This is a genomic window from Streptomyces sp. NPDC093795, assembly GCF_044764665.1.
Classification (GTDB): domain Bacteria; phylum Actinomycetota; class Actinomycetes; order Streptomycetales; family Streptomycetaceae; genus Streptomyces.
This window is the reverse complement of sequence record NZ_JBIWIO010000005.1, coordinates 230,492-249,642: the sequence shown is the minus strand read 5'-3', so window position 1 is coordinate 249,642 and position 19,151 is coordinate 230,492. Positions and strand designations below refer to the sequence as shown.

The following is a 19,151-nucleotide window of genomic DNA, read 5'->3' as shown; positions in this document are numbered from 1 at the left end:
CCGACAGCCTATACGCACCGCTTGACGATGTTTCGCCCGTTTCGATGCCGCCGGGCTTCCGAAAAATCGATGGCGCGGTGAGCGGCCGACGTACAGGATGCTGCCATGACCTACGGAATCGAGTCCCACCGCGCGCGATGAGCGCACCGTACGAGCGCCCGACGCTCGCACCTTCCCTGTACCCGTACGCCGAGGGCCTGCGCGAACGCGACCCCGACGGGCTGCCGCCCCGGGGCGGACACCCCCTTCCCGATACGGCACGGCCCCCGAGCCGCGGGAACAGCGCCCTCCGCTATCGCGAGGCCTGCGCCGCCGTCACCGACGTGCTGCTCCCGTTCCTCGACGCCCCCGACCCCGCACGGGCCGCTGTCGAGGCGGAACGCGCGCTCGCCGCGACCGGCGTCCGCGAGCAGGCCGTCTTCGCCGCCGCAGCAGCCGTCGAACCGCCCCCCGAGCCGGGTGCCCGCGCCCGCGTCCGCTCGTTCGCCCGACACCTCGTCCGCACCGGAACGACCGTCCTCGGCGTAGCCGCCGGGCTCGGGCTCCTGAGCCGGCTGGGGGAACCCGAGGACGTCCCGTACCTGCGCGTCCTCGGACTCCTCGACGGTCTCGTCAACTCCGTCGACGAGGCCCTCGCCCCCCTGGACCCGTCGGCCGCAGCCCTGGTGTGGCTGATCGGCCGGATCAGGGGCGACGATCTTCGCGGCCTTGTCGACGCCCTGGCCGCCGACGACCGCGCGGCCGTGCGCGACCAGCTCGTCAGCCTCCCCGCGCGGGCGCGGGGCATGGGTCCCGAGGTCGCCCGGCGGGTCGCCGAGGCCGTCGGCCTCGCCGGCCTCCTCCGGGCGGACCCGGACCACCCCGGACTCCTCGTGTCGGCCGTGCACCTCCTCGCCCGGATGACCAGCAGCCGGGACTACCACGCCGAGATCACGCGGTACGCCGAAGCCGTCGACCTGTACGGGACGGTGGCCGCCCACGCCTACCGACTGCCCCGCGACGTGGACCACCGGGCCCGGCTTCTCACCCTCGCCCTCGACCTGCACAGCGGCCCCTCACACCTCCTGCCCTGGCCGCCCGGCCGACGTGAGGCGCTCCACCGCACCCTCCTGGACACGGCGGCGTGGCCCGGGGAAGCTCCCGCCGACCCGGACGGACGGCGCCGCGCCGAGTGGATCCGCCGTACGGCACGTCAGCTGCGCGCCGCTCCGGCGGACCCGCCCCGGTTCCGGATCGAGGTGGCCGTCGCCGACCCCGGCGACCCGGACGTCGTCGAGACCCGCATCCTGATCGACGGGCGCCCGCTCGTGCCGGAGGCCTTCGGCGCGGGGCCGGGGGACTCCCCCGAGCAGCTCCTCGACAGCGGCGCGCTCCGGGCCGCTCCCGAGCCCCGGGAGGTTCGTCTCGCCGAGGCGTACTGCACCGAGGGCTGCTGCGGCGCGTTGTACGTGACGGTGCGCCGCGAGGGCGAGCACGTCGTGTGGAGCGAATGGCGGCGGCCGCATGGTGCGGCCGGGCGGCCGGACCTCCCGACGTACCGCTTCGACGCCGCCGCGTACGACGCGGAGGTCGCGCGCGCCGAGCAGGACCACGGCTGGACCTGGCCGGCCCGGCGCACCGCCCGGCTGATCGCCGCGGGGCTGCGCGACCAGCCGGACCTCATCACCCGCTGGGGCCTCCGGCAGGGCTGGATCAGCACGGACTTCCGCGAACCGGACACGACCCTGGTCACCTTCACCGGGCCGCCGCTCGGCAGGCGGGGGCGGAACACGGCGGAGGGGGAGCCCCGCCAGTTCCTGTGGCGGCTGCCGGACGACGGCACCCTGCCGGAGGCTCGCGCGGCGGAGACGTTGCGCCTGCTGGCCGAAGGGGACCCCAGGGTCTACGCGGAACGCTCGTAGCGGCCCGTACCGCCGTCCCGGTGACTGCCAATGGTCCACTCCAACGACGGTTATCCACAGGGGTGGTGGGGCCGCCGGGCGGCGCGTACGGTGCCAGACATGAAGATCCTCATCAGCGCCGACATGGAGGGCGCGACCGGTGTGACCTGGCCCGCCGACGTGCTGCCCGGCACGCCCCAGTGGGAGCGGTGCCGGGCGATGTTCACCTCCGATGTGAACGCCGCCGTGCTCGGCTTCTTCGACGGAGGCGCGGACGAGGTCCTCATCAACGAGGCGCACTGGTCCATGCGGAATCTGCTCCTGGAGCGGCTCGACGAGCGGGCCGAGATGCTGACCGGCCGGCACAAGTCGCTCTCGATGGTCGAGGGCGTGCAGCACGGCGACGTCGACGGCATCGCCTTCGTCGGATACCACACGGGCGCGGGCGCCGAGGGCGTCCTCGCCCACACCTATCTCGCGAACTCCATCACGGGCGTCTGGCTCGACGGCGAGCGGGCGAGCGAGGGCCTGCTCAACGCCCAGGTGGTCGCGGAGTACGGAGTCCCCGTCGTCCTCGTCACCGGCGACGACCTCACCTGCGAGGACGCCCTCGGCTACGCGCCCGAGGCCCCGAAGGTCGCCGTCAAGGACCACGTCTCGCGGTACGCGGCGGTGTGCAGGACCCCGGCCAGAACCGCCGCCGACATCCGGGCGGCGGCGAAGAGCGGCGCCGCGCTCGCCGTGCGGCACGAGCCCGTCCGGGGCGGCCCCTTCACGGTGGAGCTGGAGTTCGACGCCGACCACCTGGGCGCCGCCGCCACGGTGGTTCCCGGCGTGGCGCGGAGCGGCGAGCGGCGCGTCGCGTACACCAGCGGGACGATGTACGAGGCAATTCGCACGTTCAAGGCGGTCACGACCATCGTCTCGGCCGCGGTGGAGGAGCAGTATGGCTGAGGAGCTCCGGGGCCCGGACACGACAGCGCTCGACGAGGTGGTCACCTTCACCTCCGAGCTCATCCGTATCGACACCACCAACCGGGGCGGCGGCGACTGCCGGGAGCGCCCCGCCGCCGAGTACGTCGCCGAGCGGCTCGCCGCCGCCGGGATCGAGCCCACCCTCCTGGAGCGGACCCCCGGCCGTACCAACGTGGTGGCACGCATCCCCGGCACCGACCCCTCGGCCGAGGCGCTCCTCGTCCACGGCCACCTGGACGTCGTGCCCGCCGATGCCGCCGAGTGGAGCGTCCATCCTTTCTCCGGGGAGGTCCGCGACGGGATCGTGTGGGGGCGCGGCGCCGTCGACATGAAGAACATGGACGCGATGGTCCTGGCCGTCGTCCGCTCCTGGGCCCGGCAGGGCGTCCGGCCCCGCCGTGACATCGTCCTCGCCTACACCGCGGACGAGGAGGCCAGCGCCGACGACGGCTCCGGTTTCCTCGCCGACCGGCACGCCGCGCTCTTCGACGGCTGTACGGAGGGGATCAGCGAATCCGGGGCGTTCAGCTTCCATCCCCAGCCCGGCACCACCCTCTACCCGATCGCCGCGGGGGAGCGGGGCACCGCCTGGCTCAAGCTGACCGCACACGGCCGCGCGGGCCACGGCTCCAAGGTGAACACGGCCAACGCCGTCACCCGCCTCGCCGACGCCGTCGCCCGGATCGGCTCCCACACCTGGCCGGTCCGCCTCACCGCGACCGTCCGGGCCGCCCTCACCGAACTCGCCGCGCTGTACGCCATCGACATCGACACCCGCGCACCCGACCTCGACGTGGACCTGCTCCTCGACAAGCTCGGCCCGGCCGCCGCCCTCGTCGAGCCGACCGTCCGCAACAGCACCAACCCGACGATCCTGGACGCCGGTTACAAGGTCAACGTCATCCCGGGCCAGGCCGTCGCCTACATCGACGGACGGACACTGCCGGGCACCGAGGACGAGTTCGCCGCGACCATGGACCGGCTCACCGGCCCGGACGTGGAGTGGGAGTTCCACCACCGCGAGGTCGCGCTCGAGGCCCCCGTGGACTCACCGACCTTCGCCAAGCTGCGGGCCGCCGTCGAGCGCTTCGACCCGACCGGGCACGTCGTGCCGTTCACGATGTCCGGCGGCACCGACGCCAAGCAGTTCTCCCGGCTCGGCATCACCGGCTACGGCTTCTCGCCGCTGCGGCTGCCGCCGGGCCTCGACTACGGGGCCCTCTTCCACGGCGTCGACGAACGTGTCCCCGTGGACGCCCTGCACTTCGGCGTCCGCGTGCTCGACCACTATCTGAAGTCGGCGTAGGACCGTGACAGGTCCGCGCGACACCGCGACTGGGGGAGTTCGGATGACCACGACCACCGCGGCCTACGGCAGTTGGCCGTCTCCCGTCGACGCGGCGCTGGCGGCCGCCCACGACGGACGGCCCGAGTACCCCGGCGCCGTCGGCGACGAACTGTGGTGGACGGCGCCCCGCCCCGCCGAGGGCGGCAGGCGCGCCCTCGTCAGGCGGCGCGCCGACGGCACCGAGGAGAGCGTGCTGCCGGCGCCGTGGAACGCCCGCAGCCGGGTGATCGAGTACGGCGGCCGGCCCTGGGCGGCGGTCGCACGCCCGGAGGGCGGACCCCTCGCCGTGTTCTGCCACTTCCCGGACCAGCGGCTGTACGCGTACGAGCCCGATGCCCCCGCGGGCACCGAGCCACGACCCCTCACGCCCGTCTCCGGGATCGGCGGCGGACTGCGCTGGGTCGACCCCGTGATCCACCCGGACCGGGGCGAGGTGTGGTGCGTCCTGGAGGAGTTCACCGGACCCGCGCCGACCGACGTGCGCCGGGTGCTCGCGGCCGTACCCCTGGACGGGTCGGCTGCCGAGGACCGTGCGGCGGTGCGCGAACTCTCCGACGGGCGCCACCGGTTCGTGACCGGGCCACGGCTTTCCCCGGACGGGCGGCGGGCGGCCTGGATCGCCTGGGACCACCCCCGGATGCCCTGGGACGGAACCGAGGTCCAGCTCGCGGAGGTCGCCCCCGACGGCACCTTCCGAGGGGCCAGGACCGTCGCGGGCGGCCCCGCCGAGTCCATCCCACAGGTCGACTGGGACGCGGAGGGACGGCTGCTCCTCGTCACCGACCGCACCGGCTGGTGGAACCTCTACCGGGCCGAGATCGGAACCGGCGAAACCCGCGGCGAAACGGGCGGCGACACCGATGGCGAATCCGGCGACGGCACCGGTGGCCACCTGGCCGAACCGGTCGCGCTCTGCCCGCGCGCCGAGGAGTTCGGCGGACCGCTCTGGAAGATCGGACTGAACTGGTTCACCCCCCTGGAGAACGGGCTGATCGCCGTCGTCCACGGCAGGGGGACCACGACCCTCGGCATCCTCGACCCCGAGCGCGGCACCCTCGTCGACGTCGCGGGACCCTGGACCGAGTGGGCCTCGGCGCTCGCCGCGCACGGCACCCGGGTGGTCGGCGTCGCCGCAGGACCGCACACCTCCTACGAACTCGTCGAACTCGACACCCGCACCGGACGCACCCGTGTGGTCGGCGCCGACCACACCGACGCCGTCGATCCCGCCTACCACCCCGAGCCGCGGGTCCGCACCTTCACCGGCCCCGGCGGGCGGGAGATCCACGCACAGATCTACCCGCCCCTCCACCCCGGCTTCACCGGGCCCGAGGGCGAACGGCCGCCCTACGTCATCTGGGCACACGGCGGCCCCACCGGACACGCGCCGCTCGTCCTCGACCTGGAGATCACCTACTTCACCTCGCGGGGCATCGGGGTCGCCGAGGTCAACTACGGCGGCTCGACCGGGTACGGCCGGGAGTACCGCGAGCGGCTGCGCGAACAGTGGGGCGTCGTCGACGTCGAGGACTGCGCGGCGGTCGCCGCGGCGCTCGCCGCCGAGGGCACCGCCGACCCGGCCCGGCTCGCCGTGCGCGGCGGCAGCGCGGGCGGCTGGACGACCGCGGCCTCCCTCGTCTCCACCGACGTGTACGCCTGCGGCACGATCATCTACCCCATCCTCGACCTGAGGGGCTGGGCGACCGACGAGACCCACGACTTCGAGTCCCAATACCTGTACGGCCTCATCGGCGCCCTCGACGAGGTGCCCGCCCGGTACAAGGAGCGCTCGCCGATCGAGCACGTCGACCGCGTCACGACACCCTTCCTGCTGCTCCAGGGGCTCGACGACGTCATCTGCCCACCCGCGCAGGCCGAGCGGTTCCTGACGGCCACCGCCGGCCGGGGCGTCCCGCACGCCTACCTCGCCTTCGAGGGCGAGGGCCACGGCTTCCGCAGGGCCGACACCCTGGTGCGCGCCCTGGAGGCCGAACTCTCCCTGTACGCGCGTGTCTTCGGGGTCGACCGGCAGGACGTCCCCGATCTGGACTACCGCACATGACCGGGCCCGCTGCCGAGCCCTCCGCCGGGGGCGGGGCGAAACCGCACGTCAGGCCCCTCACCCGGCCCGACCGGCTCGCGCCCGGGGCCCGGGTCGCCGTCGTCGCGCCCAGCGGGCCCGTCCCCGAGGACCGTCTCCTCGCGGGGCTCGACATCCTGCGCGGCTGGGGGCTTGACCCCGTGGTCGCCCCGCACGTCCTGGACACCCACCCCGCCCTCGGGTACCTCGCGGGCGCCGACCGCGCGCGGGCCCGGGACCTGACGGAGGCCTGGTGCGACCCGTCGGTCTCCGGCGTCATCTGCGCGCGCGGCGGATTCGGGGCGCAGCGGATGGTGGACCTCGTCGACTGGCGGGCGATCAGGGAGGCCGGACCCAAGGTGTTCGTCGGCTACAGCGACGTCACCGCCCTGCACGAGGCCTTCGCCGTCCGGACCGGATACGCCACCCTGCACGGCCCGATGGTCGCCGCCGGCACCTTCCTCTCGGACCCGCGCACCCAGGAGTCCCTGCGGGCGACCCTGTTCGAGCCCGAATCGGTGCGGACCCTCGGCCTCGGGACGGCGAGGGTCCTGGTCCCGGGCCGGGCCCGGGGAGTGACGCTCGGCGGCTGCGTCAGCCTCCTCGCCGCCGACCTGGGCACGCCGCACCAACGGCCCTCGGCCCGTGGGGGCCTGCTGCTCCTGGAGGACGTGGGGGAGGAACCGTACCGCATCGACCGCGTCCTCACGCAGCTGCTGCGCTCCGGCTGGCTCGACGGGGTCGCCGGCGTCGGCCTCGGGTCCTGGGCGGAGTGCGGCCCCTACGAGGAGGTACGGGCGCTGCTCGCCGACCGGCTCGGCGGACTCGGGGTGCCGGTCGTGGAGGAGATGGGGTTCGGGCACAGTGCCACGGCCCTGACCATGCCGCTCGGGGTGCCCGGGACGCTCGACGCGGAGCAGGGCACGCTCACCCTCGACGTACCGGCGCTGCGCTGAGCCGCGCGCGGGGCCCCCGGCTCGGTTCGGCCTTCACTGAATCTCCGTCAACAACCTTCGTCCGGAGCGTTGACGGGGTCTGACACGTGTCACAGCATGGGCGCTGCCCCAGTACCTACCAGTCGGTAGGTACGCCGGGCCTCTCGGCGTCGTCCTCAGCGTGGAGGTCTCTGTGTCCCGTGCCGTGCCCCGCCCCCGCACGACCCTCGCACTCCTGGCGGGTGCGGCCGCGCTCGCCGCGCCCCTCGCTCTCGCCGCACCTCAGGCTCTGGCCGTCCCCGCGAACGGGGCCGAGGCGGAGAGCGGCACCGGCTCGTACACCGTCACCCCGCTCCGGTTCACCGTCGAGGCGGGCGGCCGGAGTTGCGCCGTCGACGCCGACCTGTACCGGCCGGCGGGCGTGGACGCCGCGCACCCCGCGCCCGCCGTGCTCGCGACCAACGGCTTCGGCGGCAGTAAGAGCGACGGCTCCACCGACGCCATCGGCAAGGCCTTCGCCGCACGCGGCTACGTCGGCCTCGTCTACTCGGGCCTCGGCTTCGGGAAGTCCGGCTGTCTGATCTCCCTCGACGCCCCGGAGACCGACGGCCGGGCCGCCGCCAGGCTCGTCGACTTCCTCGCCGGGGGCCTGGCCGCCGACGACGGCACCCGCGTCGACTTCATCACCCGGGACGGCGCCGGCGACCCGCGTGTCGGCATGATCGGCGGATCCTACGGCGGGGCCGTACAGCTCGCCGCCGCCTCCGTCGACCGCCGTATCGACGCCCTCGTCCCGCTCATCACCTGGAACGACCTCGCGTACTCCCTCGCCCCCAACGCCGCCGACCGCGCCACGCCCGGCGTCTTCAAGTGGCAGTGGGCCAACGGCTTCTACCTGATGGGCGAGGGCCAGCCGCTGCTCGTGCCCTCCCTCGACCCCAGCCGGATCAACTCGCTCGGCTGTCTGCACTTCGTCACCGACGCCTGCGAGACCGTGCGGCTCCTCAACTCCGGCCGCTACCCGAAGGCCGCGACCGAGAAGATGCTCGCCTACGCCCGGAGCGTCTCCCCGGTCTCGTACGTGGACCGGATCACCGCCCCCACCCTCATCGTCCAGGGCCAGGCCGACACGCTCTTCAACCTCAACGAGGCGAGGGCCACCTACGACCGGCTGCGCGAGCGGGGTGTCGACACCCGGATGATCTGGCAGTCCTGGGGCCACAGCGGCGGACAGAAGCCCGGTGAGCTCGACCTCGGGCAGGGCAACCTGGAGAGCAGTTACGTCGGGCAGCGCGTCCTCGGCTGGTTCGACCGCCACCTGCGGAAGAACCGGGCCGCGGACACCGGCCCCGCCTTCGCCTGGTACCGCGACTGGCAGAGCGGCTACGGCACGGCGGACCGGGTCCCTGCGCTCAGCCAGCGGCTGTACCTCTCCGGCGACGGCAAGCTCGTCGACAACCGCACGAAGGTCGCCGAGGGCTCCCGCCGCTACAGCAACTGGCTGGTCCCGACGAGCCATTCGGAGTCCTCGCTCGCCGGGACGATCGGGCTGCCCGACCCGCGGCCGTACGACACCCCCGGCACCCACCTCGGCTGGACCAGCGCCCCGCTGACCGAGCCCGTCGACCTCGTCGGCGCGCCGAAGGCCACCCTGAAGGTGGTCTCCCCGGCGACCGAACGGGTCCAGGACTCCGGCGACGCCGCCGACAAGCTCGTGCTCTTCGCCAAGCTCTACGACGTCGCACCCGACGGCACCAAGACCCTGGTCAACCGCCTGGTCGCACCGGTGCGGGTGCCGGACGTCACCCGCCCGTTCACGGTCGAGCTGCCCGCCGTGGTCCACCGCTACGAAATCGGCCACCGCCTTGAGCTGGTGATCGCCGCGAGCGACACGGCGTACTTCGGCAACAGGGGCATCAAGCCGGTCACCGTCGTCAGCTCCCCCGAGGACACGGGGACGCTCGAACTGCCCCTCGTCCAGGGACGGGTGGGCTAGGGCCCGTCCGGCGGATCATGGCCGGACGCGGCCCAGGGCCTGTCCGGCGGATCGCCCAGGGGTACGGGTCAGAGCGCCGCGTACCCCGGGCGGACCACCTCGTCGATCAGCCGCCGCCGCTCCGGCAGCGGCAGGAAGGCGGCCTCCAGGGCGGCGACGGTGAACTCCTCGAAGACCTCGGGGCCGTAACCGAAGGCGTCCACCATGTGCTGGAACTCCTCGCTCATGGTGGTGCCGGAGACCAGCCGGTTGTCGGTGTTGAGCGTGATCCGGAAGCCGAGGCGGCGCAGCTCGTCGATCGGGTGCGAGGCGTAGTCCTTCGCGGCGCCCGTCTGGAGGTTGGAGGTCGGGCAGACCTCCAGGGCGATGCGGTTGTCCCGGACGTACGAGGCCAGCCGGCCCAGGGTGCCGTCCTCCGCGATGTCGTCCGTGATCCGCACCCCGTGGCCGATCCGCTCGGAGCCGCAGACCTGCACGGCCTCGTGGATCGACTCGGCGCCGACGGCCTCGCCCGCGTGGATCGTGAAGTGGCAGTTCTCCCGCTTCAGGTGCTGGAAGGCGGGGAGGTGGCGGGCCGGCGGGTTGCCGATCTCGCCGCCGGCGATGTCGAAGCCGGCCACGCCGTTGTCCCGGTGCGCGACCGTGAGCTGCGCGATCTCGAGCGAGCGGTCGGTGTGGCGCATACCGGTGAGCAGTGCCCGGACGGTGATACGGCCGCCGGCCCTGCGCTCGCCCTCGCGGAAGCCGTCGTTGACCGCCTCGACGACCTCGTCGAGGGTCAGCCCGGCCTCCAGGTGCTGCTCGGGGGCGTAACGGATCTCCGCGTAGACGACACCGTCCGCCGCCAGGTCCTCGGCGCACTCGGCCGCGATGCGGGTGAGCGCCTCGCGGGTCTGCATCACCGCGCAGGTGTGGGCGAAGGTCTCCAGGTAGCGCTCCAGCGAACCGGAGTCGGCGGCGTCCCGGAACCAGACCGCGAGCGCGGCGGGGTCCTCGGTCGGCAGCGCGGTGTAGCCGTACTCCCGCGCCAGCTCGACGATGGTCGCGGGACGCAGCCCACCGTCGAGGTGGTCGTGGAGGACGGCCTTGGGGGCCTGGCGGATCCACTCGGAGACGGTGGCGGCGGCAGGCGTGGCGGAGTTGTCAGACAAGTGCATGGCGGGGAAGTGTACGCCACGGGGGAGGGGCGCGCTGTGACGAGCCCGCCGGGCTGCGATCCCCGGCCTGTGCCCGGCCGGGCCCCTGGGTGCTCGGTGCTCAGTGCGACTGCAGCACGGGGAGCGCGGGTGCGCCCGTCGGGAGCATGTGTTTGGCCGCGAGGACCGGCACCTCGCCCACCCGGACCACCTGGGTGACCAGTACCGCGGGGGTGTCCGCCGGGCGGCCGAGCTGCTCCCCGCGCCGGCGCCCGAGAAGCGTCGCCGTGATCCCGCTGTGCGCGCTCAGGGCCGTATCGCGCGAGGCCCCGACCAGGACCGACAGCATGGAGGCCGAGGTTCCGCGCCCGGCGCCCCCCGGCTTCGCCGCGGCGCCCGTCTCCGTCGCCCGCAGCGCCCGCGCGAACTCCGGGTGCACCCGGTCCAGCAGCTCGTCGGCCGCCGCCCACTCGTGGCTCAGCGCCGCCGCCGTACCCTCCCCGGTCAGCACGGACTCCCAGAACCGCAGCTCGGCACGGGCCGGAGCGAGCAGATGCTGCGTGGTGAAGTCCGTCGGCTCCTCGACCGTCCGCAGCAGCGCCCGCACCCGCAGCGGCGTCCCGGCGCCGATCAGCTCCTCGAGCGGCTGGACGTGCTCGAAACCGCGCCGCGGCGGGCGGTCGTTGACGGTCCGCCCCACCCCGCGCCGCACGGTCAGCAGACCGTCTTCCTGGAGCAGCAGCAGCGCCTCGCGCAGGGCGGGCCGGCTCACCCCCAGCTCGGCCGCGAGCTTGGGCTCGGACGGGAGGGTCGAACCCGGCGGATAGGTGCCGTCGTGCACGGCGTCCGCGATCCGCTCGTAGAGCGCGACGACCGGTCGCCGCCGCTGTCCGCTGACCGCCACGGCCGCTCCTCGTCTCGTTCCCGCCGGTGTCCGGCACCACCGTAGTCGGACGACGTTGTCTGACAAGTCACCCGTACGGCTCCGCTCACCGTCACGGTGAGGACGCGCTCACCCCATTCTGGTCCCACGGCGGTGGCCGCGTACGACCGACGGCACGACGGAGGAGAGGGCCGCGTATGAGTCCCAAGGAGACGTCACGGGCGCCGGGCGGGAGCAGGTCCCGGTTCACCGAAGCCCTCACCCCGGGCCGGATCGCGATGATCGCGCTCGCCGTCATCACCCTGGTCTTCATCTTCCAGAACACCCGCCAGGTCAAGATCCGGCTCCTGATCCCCGAAGTGACCACGCCGCTCTATCTGGCCCTCCTCGCCACCGCCCTCATCGGCCTCGCCTGCGGCTTCTACTTCGCCGCCCGGAGGCGGAAGTGAGACGGCGCGCCGTCGTGGGCGCGGGCGCGGTCCTCGCGCTCGCGGCCGTCGCCGTCACCTCGGCCGAAGAGACGGCGACGGCGGACGAGGCCACCAGGACCCGCCCGATGCCGGACTTCCTCGGTCAGGCGCTCTGGCGTGTCTTCACCCGCCTGGACCGCCGCACGAGACTCGACGTCCACGACGTGAGCGGATGCGACCGACGGGTGCTCTGGCCGCCGAGGTGGCAGGTCTGCACGCAGCACCCGGCGGCGGGCACGGGCCTCGACCACCGGGACACCGTCATGATCGGAGTCGTACGCAAGGGCGAGACCTGCCCGCCCCGGGTACGGACGGCGCGCCGCTGAGAGCAGGGCTCCGCGGGGCGGGCCGGCGGGCGCGCATACGCGGCGCGACCACCTCCGTTCCGCGAACTGCGTCGCCTTCAGCCCGTGCCGTCTTCGGCGCCGGCTTCGACGTCGCCTTCGAGGTCGCGGACCTACGCGGGCGGGAGGCCGGTCGCTACCCTGGGGTCGGGGACGGTGACGGGACGGGGGGTCCGGAGATGGCGGCCTGGGCGACACAGGAGTGCCGGTGCGGACATCCGCGTTTCCGTCATGGCGCACCCCGGTTCTCGGGCGTCTGCGACGGCTGCCTCTGCGACACCTTCACGATGCCACCGGCGCCGGCCGTCAAGGAGCCGCCCCCGCCCCCCGAACCCGACCGGACACCCCATCCGAGCTGCCCGAACCAGGACCCGGACTGCCTCGGCGTACACCACTTCTCCTGAGAAGTGCCGCACGGCCCCGGGGCCGTCAGACCACCCGGCACACGATCTCGCCGTGCGGGACCATGAACCAGGCGTCGTCCCGGGTGCCCCACTCCCGCCAGGCCTCCGCGATCGACGCCAGCTCGGCGGCGGTCGCGTGGCCGCCGGAGACGGCGAGGTCCGCGTAACCGGAGTCGACCGTACGGTCGGCCCACAGGCCGCTCCACCAGGTCCGCTCGTCGGGGGTGGCGAAACACCAGGTGCCGGCCGTCGTCGTGATGTCGGTGAAGCCGGCCTGCCGGGCCCAGGAGAACAGGCGCCGTCCCGCGTCCGGTTCGCCGCCGTTGGCGCGGGCGACGCGGTGGTACAGGTCCAGCCAGCCGTCGAGCGCGGGCCGTTCGGGGAACCAGGCGAAGGCCCCGTAGTCGCTGTCGCGGGCCGCGACGACACCGCCGGGCCGGCACACCCGCCGCATCTCGCGCAGCGCCCGCACCGGGTCGCCGACGTGCTGGAGCACCTGGTGGGCGTGGACGACGTCGAAGGAGTCGTCGGGGAAGTCCAGGGCGTGCACGTCGGCGACGGCGAACTCGACGTTCTCCAGACCGCGTTCCGCCGCCACGGCACGGGCCTTCGCCAGGACGTCCTCGGCCGCGTCGACCGCCGTCACCCGACCGGGCGCGACCAGGGCGGCCAGGTCGGCGGTGATCGTGCCGGGCCCGCAGCCCACGTCCAGGACGTCCAGGCCGGCCCGCAGCTCGGGCAGCAGATAGGCCGCCGAGTTGGCGGCGGTCCGCCAGCTGTGCGAGCGCAGGACGGACTCGTGGTGGCCGTGGGTGTAGACGGCGGTCTCGTGGGCCGCGTCGGGGGTGGACGGGTCGGAGGCATGCGTCATCGCGGCGACTCCCTCGGTATGGGTGCGAGTCATCACCGTACGCACGGATGCCGGATAGTGAGACCCACGTCTTGGTATGTGGACGGTGACTCAGGTGAACAGCTGCCGCCGGTAGCGGAGTTCGCCGAGGACCCGGCCTCCCGTCTCCTCCCGGACCACCTCGCCGTCCGGCCGCCAGCCCGCCGCCTCGTAGAACCGGCGCCCCCGCGCGTTCCCCGCGAACACCCACAGCGCCGCCGTACGGAACCCGGCCGCCACGAGCGCCTCCGTGGACGCCGCGAGGAGCGCCCGCCCGACGCCGAGGCCCCACGCCTCCGGCAGGGCGTAGAGCGCCGCGAGTTCGGCCGTGGGTCCGGGATCGAACCCCTCGCCCGGCCAGGCCCGGAAACAGGAGAAGGCGAGCGCCCGCCCGGCGGCGTCCGTCGCGACCAGGACCGTGGGCCGGTCCGTGGCGGTCAGCCGGGCCCGCCACACGGCGGTGCGCTCCTCCACGTCCAGTGCGGCCAGGTAGGGGGCGGGGAGCAGGTCGCGGTAGGCGGCCCGCCAGGACAGCACATGCACGGCGGCGACGGCCGCCGCGTCCTCCGGAAGCGCTTCACGTATCGGCATCCCGCATTGTCGACCGGCGAGCCCCGCGGGCGCCCGCGAAATTCCGGGCGCTTCCGGGGTGCGGCCGAGGTGCGCCGGACCCGCGCGCCCTACGCGCCGCTCGGCCCGGCGTCGGACCGCGCGCGCCTACGCGCCGCTCGGCCCGGCGTCGGACCGCGCGCGCCTACGCGCCGCTCGGCCCGGCGTCGGACCGCGCGCGCCTACGCGCCGCTCCGTGACGTCCCCGCCCTCGGCGCCTCCCCTTGCCAGCGCCTTCCCCTCACCCGTACGGCCCTGAACGCACGCGCCGGAAACCGCCGCGGCCTCTCCGCCGGCCGCCCCCCGGCCCTTCGCCTGAAGCGACGCCTGGAGCGGCGGAAACGCCCGAATCTTCGTATAAAGGGCACGGGGGTGCCGTGCCGGCGCCCCCGTGCCCTCAGGAGGTACGGGACATGCGGCAGACGGCTCCGGACGGCCGTGGCCCGGTGCGTTACGGCCCACCCGTCCCCGACACCGGGCTGCCCGTCCTGCCGGGGCTCGCCGGACTCCTCGCCGCGGCCGCCGAGCGCACCGCCCCCGAGCCGCCCGGCGGCGGACCCGTCCTGCGTGAGGCGGCCTCCGGCTACTGGTGGCGCCGCGGCCTGCGCACCCACCCCGAGGACGTGGTGGCAGGACCCGGTGCCTCCGCCCTGCTCCTCGCCCTCACCGCCGCCCACGGCGGCGACCTCCTGATGCCCCGGCCCTGCCCCGCCCGATGGACCCCGCAGGCCCGCCTCCTCGGCCGCCCGGCCTACCACGTGCCGACCCCCGCCGAGTGCGGCGGCGTCCCCGACCCGTACGCCCTCCTGGAGACGGTCCGGCGGGTCCGCGCCGAGGGCGGCGCCCCCCGCCTCCTGCTGCTCTCCGTCGCCGACGACCCCACCGGCACCGTCGCCCCGCCCGAACTCGTCCGCGAGGCCTGCGAGGCGGCCGTCGCCGAGGGCCTCCACATCATCAGCGACGAGACCTGGCGCGACACCCTCCACCAGCCCCAGGACACCGTGTTCCTCAGCCCCGCCGAGATGTGCCCGGACGACGTGACCGTCCTCAGCGACCTCGGCGGCGCGCTCACCCCCGCCGCCTGGCCCTGTGCCGTCGCCCGCTTCCCGCCCACCGATCCGTCCCGCGCCGACCGCTGGACCGACCGCAGGTCCCGCGTCCTCGACGTGCTCACCGCCCTCGGTGCCGTCGTCCCCGGCCCCCTCGCCCCCGCCGCCGCCCACGCCCTCGACGAACCCGAGGACGTGACCGTACGGGCCCGGCTCGCGGCCACCGTCCACGGCCACCTCGCCGGAGCCGCGCACCACGCCGTCCTCGCCGCCGGCGCCCTCGCCCTGCCCCCGGGCGCCGGCCGCCACCTCTACGCCGATCTCGGGCCGCTGCGGACCGGGCTCGCCGCCCGGGGCGTCACCGACGCCCTGGAGCTGGAGAGCCACCTCACCGAGCGGCTCGGCGCCCCGGTCACCGGCGGCCATCGCTTCGGCGACGAACTCGGCGCGCTGCGCGTCCGGATCGACACGGGAATGTTCCTGGGAACCACGGGGGAGGAGAGGGCCGAGACGCCGCGGTTCCGGAACCCGCTGGAACTGACCCATGTGACCCGCGCTCTCGCGGAGTTCGGAGGAGCCCTGGAGGAACTCCGATGACATGCAGAGCACAGCCCGTACGAGCCGCCCGACCCGCGCAGAACGGAGTCCGCAGATGACCGAACGGATGGCACCGCCCGCGCGCGCCGCACAGACCCCGGCCACGGCTCCCACGTCGGCGCCCGGGCTCACGCCCGCCACCGCGAACGCACCCGCAGCCGCTTCGGGCCCTGCGGCCGGGCCAGCCACTGCGCCCGGGTCCGCCACGGCGTTCGCGTCCGCCACCGCCCCCGCACCTCCGTCCGCCACCGCCCCCGCCCCTCCGTCCGCCACCGCCCCCGCCCCCGTATCCCCGCCCGTCACCGCGAACGCCCCCGCGCCCGGGCCCGCATCCGCGACCGCCGATGCGCCCGCGCCCGCGCCCGCCCCCGTCCTCCAGCCCGTCGGGCGGCTGCGGTCGGACTGGCCGCGTACCTTCGCCGACCGGCTCACCGCACCCCTCCCCGGCCTCCGGGCCCTGGCCAGGTTCGCCCGCGAGGGTGCCGTACGCCCCCGCCCCGAAGGCCTCCGTGACGTCCCCCTGCTGCCCTTCGAGCCGGGCCCGCTCCCGCAGACCGGTCCCGACACCTTCGCCGTCACCTGGGCGGGGCACGCCAGTTGGGTGGTGCGGCTCGGCGGGCTCACCGTCCTCACCGACCCGGTCTGGTCCCGCCGCATCTTCGGCACCCCCGCCCGCCTCACCCCGGTCGGGGTCCGCTGGGCGGACCTGCCGCGCGTCGACGCCGTCGTCATCAGCCACAACCACTTCGACCACCTCGACGCCCCCACCCTGAAGCGGCTGCCCCGGCACACCCCGGTCTTCGTCCCGGCCGGCCTCGGCCGCTGGTTCACCCGCCGCCGGTTCAGCCGCGTGACCGAGCTCGACTGGTGGGAGGCGGCCGAACTCGACGGCGTGCGCTTCGACTTCGTCCCCGCCCACCACTGGTCCAAGCGCACCCTCCTGGACACCTGCCGTTCGCTGTGGGGAGGCTGGGTGCTGACCGACCGGTCCGGACGCCGGGTCCACTTCGCGGGGGACACCGGGTACGGCCACTGGTTCGCCGAGATCGGCCGCCGCTATCCCGGAATCGACCTGGCGCTGCTCCCGATCGGGGCCTACGACCCCCGCTGGTGGCTCAGCGACGTCCACACCGACCCGGAGGAGGCGGTCCGCGCCCACCAGGACCTGGGGGCGCGGCGGATGGCACCGATGCACTGGGCCACCTTCGTCCTGTCCTCCGAACCCGTCCTCGAACCCCTCGCCCGGGTCAGGACCGCCTGGGAGAAGGCAGGGCTGCCCCGCGAGGACCTGTGGGACCTGCCGGTCGGCGGCTCACGGGTGCTCGTGCCCTGAGTGCCCCGAGCCGCCTGAGTCCCCTGAGCTCCCTGCGTTCTTCGAGTTCCCTGCGTGGGTGGCCTCGCGGGGCGTCGTCCCCCGGACCCGCCGCCACAGGGCAGGGACCGCGCTGACAAGCACCGTGAGGCCGACCGCCGCGACGACCCCCTGCCACGGCTCCGGGAAGAGCGAACCGCCCAGGATCCCGATCAGCTGGTACGTCGCCGCCCACGCCAGGCAGGCCGCGACGTCCCCCCGGACGAAGCGCCGCAGCGGCATCTCCGAGAGCAGACACGCCAGCATCACCGGGATCCGCCCCGCCGGTACGAGCCGGGACAGCACGAGCACCGACACCTGATGGGTGTCGAGCCGCTCCTGCGCGTGGGCGAGCCGCTCCGGGGTCACCCGCCCCCGCAGCGCGGCGAGCCACCGCGAACCGTTGCGGGAGCGGACCCCGCGCTGCCCGAGCCAGTAGAGGGCGGCGTCGCCGAGACACGCGGCGAACGCCGCCACCAGGAAGACGAAGAGCAGTGCGAGCGGCGAGGTCTGGTGGAAGGCGACCACCGCCGCGGAGCTGACGATGGCGCCCGTCGGCACGATCGGCACGAGCGCGCCGAGCGCGACCAACAGGAACAGGGAGGGATAGCCGACCGCCTGTTGGGTGGACTCCGGCGGCAGCTCCCGGACCGCCTCCACGATCCGGGTGATCCCGTCGATCACCGCGCGACCGCCGACCGCCCAGCCGCCCCCGACCGCGCCGGCGCCTCCGCCCGCCCAGGCGCCCCTGGCTGCCCCGTCGCTCCCGACCACCCAGCCGCCCCCGGCCGCGCCGTCGCCCCAGAACGCCCCTGCGCCCCAGAACGCCCCTGCGCCCCCGGCCGTCCTTGCGCCCCCGCCCGCCCCTGCGCTCCCCGCCTCACCGCGCGACCTCAGGCCGCACCCGTTCGCCGTGGCCGAGGAGATGGACCACGACCTTCGGAGCGAGCCGGGCCGCGTGCCGTACGAACTCGTCGCCCGGCGCGTGGAACTCGTGCGGCCGGATCCCGTCCAGACCGATCGGCCAGTACGTGCCGTAGTGCACCGGGACCGCGGCCGCCGGCGACAGCGCGGCCAGCGCCTCGGCGGCCCGGCCCGCGTCGAGATGACCGTGTCCGAGGTACGGGCCCCAGCCGCCGACCGGCAGCAGTGCCACGTCCACCGGCCCCACCGCCTCCGCCATCCCGTCGAACAGACCCGTGTCCCCGGCGAAGTACGTACGCGCCTCGCCCTCGACGACGTATCCGAGTGCGGGCGCGCGATGCGCCCCGACCGGCAGTCGCCGCCCGTCGTGGAGCGCCGGGACGGCCCGTACCGTCACGCCCTCCACCGTCACCGTGTCACCCGGCTCCACCTCCGTCAGCCGTACCCCGTTCCCGTCGAGCCGGCGCAGCCCCGGTACGGCCTCGGGGGCGCCGCGCGGCACGACGAGCCGCGTCCCGGGCGCGAGCCGGGCGAGCGAGGGCAGATGCAGATGGTCGGCATGCAGGTGCGAGACGAGGACGGCCTCTGCGACCGCGGCCTCGGGCGGTGGCAGGGCTCCGCGCCGCCGCCGCAGATGGGCGAGCCGCCGCGCGAACAGCGGATCGGTGAGGAAGCGGACCCCGGAGTCCTCGACCGTGCAGGTCGCGTGACCCCACCAGGTGACCTCCACCGGCATGCCGCCTTCCGCTCTCGCTGGCTTCGGCCGCCGTTCACGATGTCCGCGGCCGTCCCGTACCTCCGTATCGAGGGTAATTGCCCGGGGCGGGCGCCGGAGGATGTTCGGCCGTGCCGTCCGGCAGTAGGGTCGGCCCATGGACGACGTTCGGGTGGCGGCGATCGCCAGCCTCACCCCGCTCGAAGAGCTGGACAGCGAGCCTTTCCTTGTGGACACACGCAGCCAACACGCGGTCTGTGCCCGCTGGGCCGACGACAAGGGGTACGTGGTCGCCCGCCAGTTGCTGTTCTACGGCATCCGGCCCGACCACGCGGCCCTGTGGGCGGACGTGGAGGCGGGGGCGGTCGACCTGTTCGTCGCCGCCAACGAGCGTGTCCTCGCACGTGCGTTGACCTCCGTGCCCGGCTTCCGCGCCGAGTGCGCGCGACGCGGGGTGCGGGTGGAGACCGTCTGTCCCGACGAGCCGGCGTACGACGCGGCGGCCAAGGCGGGGGTGCACCGTCGGCTCTCCATGCCGACGGCGGGGTACGACGGTTCCTGAAACC

Annotated in this window: 17 protein-coding genes; 11 read left to right on the top strand and 6 right to left on the bottom strand. The window is 74.6% G+C overall.

What is annotated here, in order from left to right; translation table 11 throughout:
- Positions 1-137 precede the first annotated feature (137 nt).
- The 6 genes from ACIRB7_RS16220 (at position 138) to ACIRB7_RS16195 (ending at position 9,214) form a co-directional block, all read left to right on the top strand.
- A complete protein-coding gene (locus ACIRB7_RS16220; RefSeq protein ID WP_403598259.1) occupies positions 138-1,901 on the top strand; it encodes a hypothetical protein in 1,764 nt (587 codons plus the stop codon).
- A gap of 99 nt (positions 1,902-2,000) precedes the next feature.
- Positions 2,001-2,834, top strand: coding sequence for a M55 family metallopeptidase (locus ACIRB7_RS16215; RefSeq protein ID WP_403598256.1), 834 nt, complete (start codon positions 2,001-2,003; stop codon positions 2,832-2,834).
- Entirely contained in the window at positions 2,827-4,161 is a 1,335-nt protein-coding gene (locus ACIRB7_RS16210; protein ID WP_403598253.1) for a M20/M25/M40 family metallo-hydrolase, read from the top strand. Before ACIRB7_RS16215 ends, ACIRB7_RS16210 begins: the two co-directional genes overlap by 8 nt.
- A gap of 43 nt (positions 4,162-4,204) precedes the next feature.
- Positions 4,205-6,265 carry a prolyl oligopeptidase family serine peptidase gene (locus tag ACIRB7_RS16205; protein WP_403598250.1) on the top strand — a complete coding sequence of 687 codons (2,061 nt, stop codon included), beginning with the start codon at positions 4,205-4,207 and terminating at the stop codon, positions 6,263-6,265.
- Positions 6,262-7,239: an LD-carboxypeptidase gene (locus ACIRB7_RS16200; RefSeq protein WP_403598247.1), complete on the top strand. Its 978-nt coding sequence runs from the start codon at positions 6,262-6,264 to the stop codon at positions 7,237-7,239. Before ACIRB7_RS16205 ends, ACIRB7_RS16200 begins: the two co-directional genes overlap by 4 nt.
- 172 nt (positions 7,240-7,411) lie before the next feature.
- On the top strand, positions 7,412-9,214 hold the full coding sequence (locus ACIRB7_RS16195; protein WP_403598244.1) for a CocE/NonD family hydrolase: 1,803 nt from the start codon (positions 7,412-7,414) through the stop codon (positions 9,212-9,214).
- A 68-nt stretch (positions 9,215-9,282) separates the two neighbouring features.
- Here ACIRB7_RS16195 and ACIRB7_RS16190 read toward each other — a convergent pair whose 3' ends face one another.
- On the bottom strand, positions 9,283-10,371 hold the full coding sequence (locus ACIRB7_RS16190; protein ID WP_403598241.1) for an adenosine deaminase: 1,089 nt from the start codon (positions 10,369-10,371) through the stop codon (positions 9,283-9,285).
- Positions 10,372-10,471: 100 nt separating this feature from the next.
- Positions 10,472-11,254, bottom strand: coding sequence for a GntR family transcriptional regulator (locus ACIRB7_RS16185; RefSeq protein ID WP_403598238.1), 783 nt, complete (start codon positions 11,252-11,254; stop codon positions 10,472-10,474).
- Between the two features lie 176 nt (positions 11,255-11,430).
- Here ACIRB7_RS16185 and ACIRB7_RS16180 point away from each other — a divergent pair, with 176 nt between their 5' ends.
- Both ACIRB7_RS16180 and ACIRB7_RS16175 read left to right on the top strand, forming a co-directional pair.
- Positions 11,431-11,682, top strand: coding sequence for a DUF1049 domain-containing protein (locus ACIRB7_RS16180; protein WP_403598236.1), 252 nt, complete (start codon positions 11,431-11,433; stop codon positions 11,680-11,682).
- Positions 11,679-12,029, top strand: a complete 351-nt coding sequence (locus ACIRB7_RS16175) for a hypothetical protein (RefSeq protein WP_403598233.1) — start codon at positions 11,679-11,681, stop codon at positions 12,027-12,029. The genes ACIRB7_RS16180 and ACIRB7_RS16175 overlap by 4 nt, the downstream gene beginning before the upstream one ends.
- A gap of 447 nt (positions 12,030-12,476) precedes the next feature.
- Here the strand turns inward: ACIRB7_RS16175 and ACIRB7_RS16170 are convergent, their stop codons facing one another.
- Together ACIRB7_RS16170 and ACIRB7_RS16165 are read right to left on the bottom strand one after the other, a co-directional pair.
- Positions 12,477-13,322, bottom strand: coding sequence for a methyltransferase domain-containing protein (locus ACIRB7_RS16170; RefSeq protein WP_403598230.1), 846 nt, complete (start codon positions 13,320-13,322; stop codon positions 12,477-12,479).
- Positions 13,323-13,412: 90 nt separating this feature from the next.
- Entirely contained in the window at positions 13,413-13,931 is a 519-nt protein-coding gene (locus ACIRB7_RS16165; RefSeq protein WP_403598227.1) for a GNAT family N-acetyltransferase, read from the bottom strand.
- 431 nt (positions 13,932-14,362) lie between these two features.
- Here ACIRB7_RS16165 and ACIRB7_RS16160 point away from each other — a divergent pair, with 431 nt between their 5' ends.
- Positions 14,363-15,595 (top strand): aminotransferase class I/II-fold pyridoxal phosphate-dependent enzyme, encoded by a 1,233-nt coding sequence (locus ACIRB7_RS16160; RefSeq protein ID WP_403598226.1) that lies wholly within the window; start codon positions 14,363-14,365, stop codon positions 15,593-15,595.
- A gap of 55 nt (positions 15,596-15,650) precedes the next feature.
- Positions 15,651-16,928, top strand: a complete 1,278-nt coding sequence (locus tag ACIRB7_RS16155) for an MBL fold metallo-hydrolase (RefSeq protein WP_403598223.1) — start codon at positions 15,651-15,653, stop codon at positions 16,926-16,928.
- On the opposite strand, the gene ACIRB7_RS16150 is transcribed toward ACIRB7_RS16155, so the two are convergent.
- Positions 16,908-17,630, bottom strand: a complete 723-nt coding sequence (locus tag ACIRB7_RS16150) for a DedA family protein (protein ID WP_403598840.1) — start codon at positions 17,628-17,630, stop codon at positions 16,908-16,910. The genes ACIRB7_RS16155 and ACIRB7_RS16150 overlap by 21 nt on opposite strands.
- 196 nt (positions 17,631-17,826) lie before the next feature.
- Positions 17,827-18,606 (bottom strand): MBL fold metallo-hydrolase, encoded by a 780-nt coding sequence (locus ACIRB7_RS16145; protein WP_403598220.1) that lies wholly within the window; start codon positions 18,604-18,606, stop codon positions 17,827-17,829.
- Between the two features lie 136 nt (positions 18,607-18,742).
- Between ACIRB7_RS16145 and ACIRB7_RS16140 the strand changes: the two genes are divergently transcribed.
- On the top strand, positions 18,743-19,147 hold the full coding sequence (locus ACIRB7_RS16140; RefSeq protein ID WP_403598217.1) for a hypothetical protein: 405 nt from the start codon (positions 18,743-18,745) through the stop codon (positions 19,145-19,147).
- Positions 19,148-19,151: the final 4 nt, after the last annotated feature.

Bases quoted from the DNA above. Each gene is read 5' to 3' on its own strand.
- ACIRB7_RS16220 (WP_403598259.1), top strand. From the start codon at position 138: ATGAGCGCACCGTACGAGCGCCCGACGCTCGCACCTTCCCTGTACCCG.
- ACIRB7_RS16215 (WP_403598256.1), top strand. From the start codon at position 2,001: ATGAAGATCCTCATCAGCGCCGACATGGAGGGCGCGACCGGTGTGACC.
- ACIRB7_RS16210 (WP_403598253.1), top strand. From the start codon at position 2,827: ATGGCTGAGGAGCTCCGGGGCCCGGACACGACAGCGCTCGACGAGGTG.
- ACIRB7_RS16205 (WP_403598250.1), top strand. From the start codon at position 4,205: ATGACCACGACCACCGCGGCCTACGGCAGTTGGCCGTCTCCCGTCGAC.
- ACIRB7_RS16200 (WP_403598247.1), top strand. From the start codon at position 6,262: ATGACCGGGCCCGCTGCCGAGCCCTCCGCCGGGGGCGGGGCGAAACCG.
- ACIRB7_RS16190 (WP_403598241.1), bottom strand. From the start codon at position 10,371: ATGCACTTGTCTGACAACTCCGCCACGCCTGCCGCCGCCACCGTCTCC.
- ACIRB7_RS16180 (WP_403598236.1), top strand. From the start codon at position 11,431: ATGAGTCCCAAGGAGACGTCACGGGCGCCGGGCGGGAGCAGGTCCCGG.
- ACIRB7_RS16170 (WP_403598230.1), bottom strand. From the start codon at position 13,322: ATGACGCATGCCTCCGACCCGTCCACCCCCGACGCGGCCCACGAGACC.
- ACIRB7_RS16165 (WP_403598227.1), bottom strand. From the start codon at position 13,931: ATGCCGATACGTGAAGCGCTTCCGGAGGACGCGGCGGCCGTCGCCGCC.
- ACIRB7_RS16160 (WP_403598226.1), top strand. From the start codon at position 14,363: ATGCGGCAGACGGCTCCGGACGGCCGTGGCCCGGTGCGTTACGGCCCA.
- ACIRB7_RS16155 (WP_403598223.1), top strand. From the start codon at position 15,651: ATGACCGAACGGATGGCACCGCCCGCGCGCGCCGCACAGACCCCGGCC.
- ACIRB7_RS16145 (WP_403598220.1), bottom strand. From the start codon at position 18,606: ATGCCGGTGGAGGTCACCTGGTGGGGTCACGCGACCTGCACGGTCGAG.
- ACIRB7_RS16140 (WP_403598217.1), top strand. From the start codon at position 18,743: ATGGACGACGTTCGGGTGGCGGCGATCGCCAGCCTCACCCCGCTCGAA.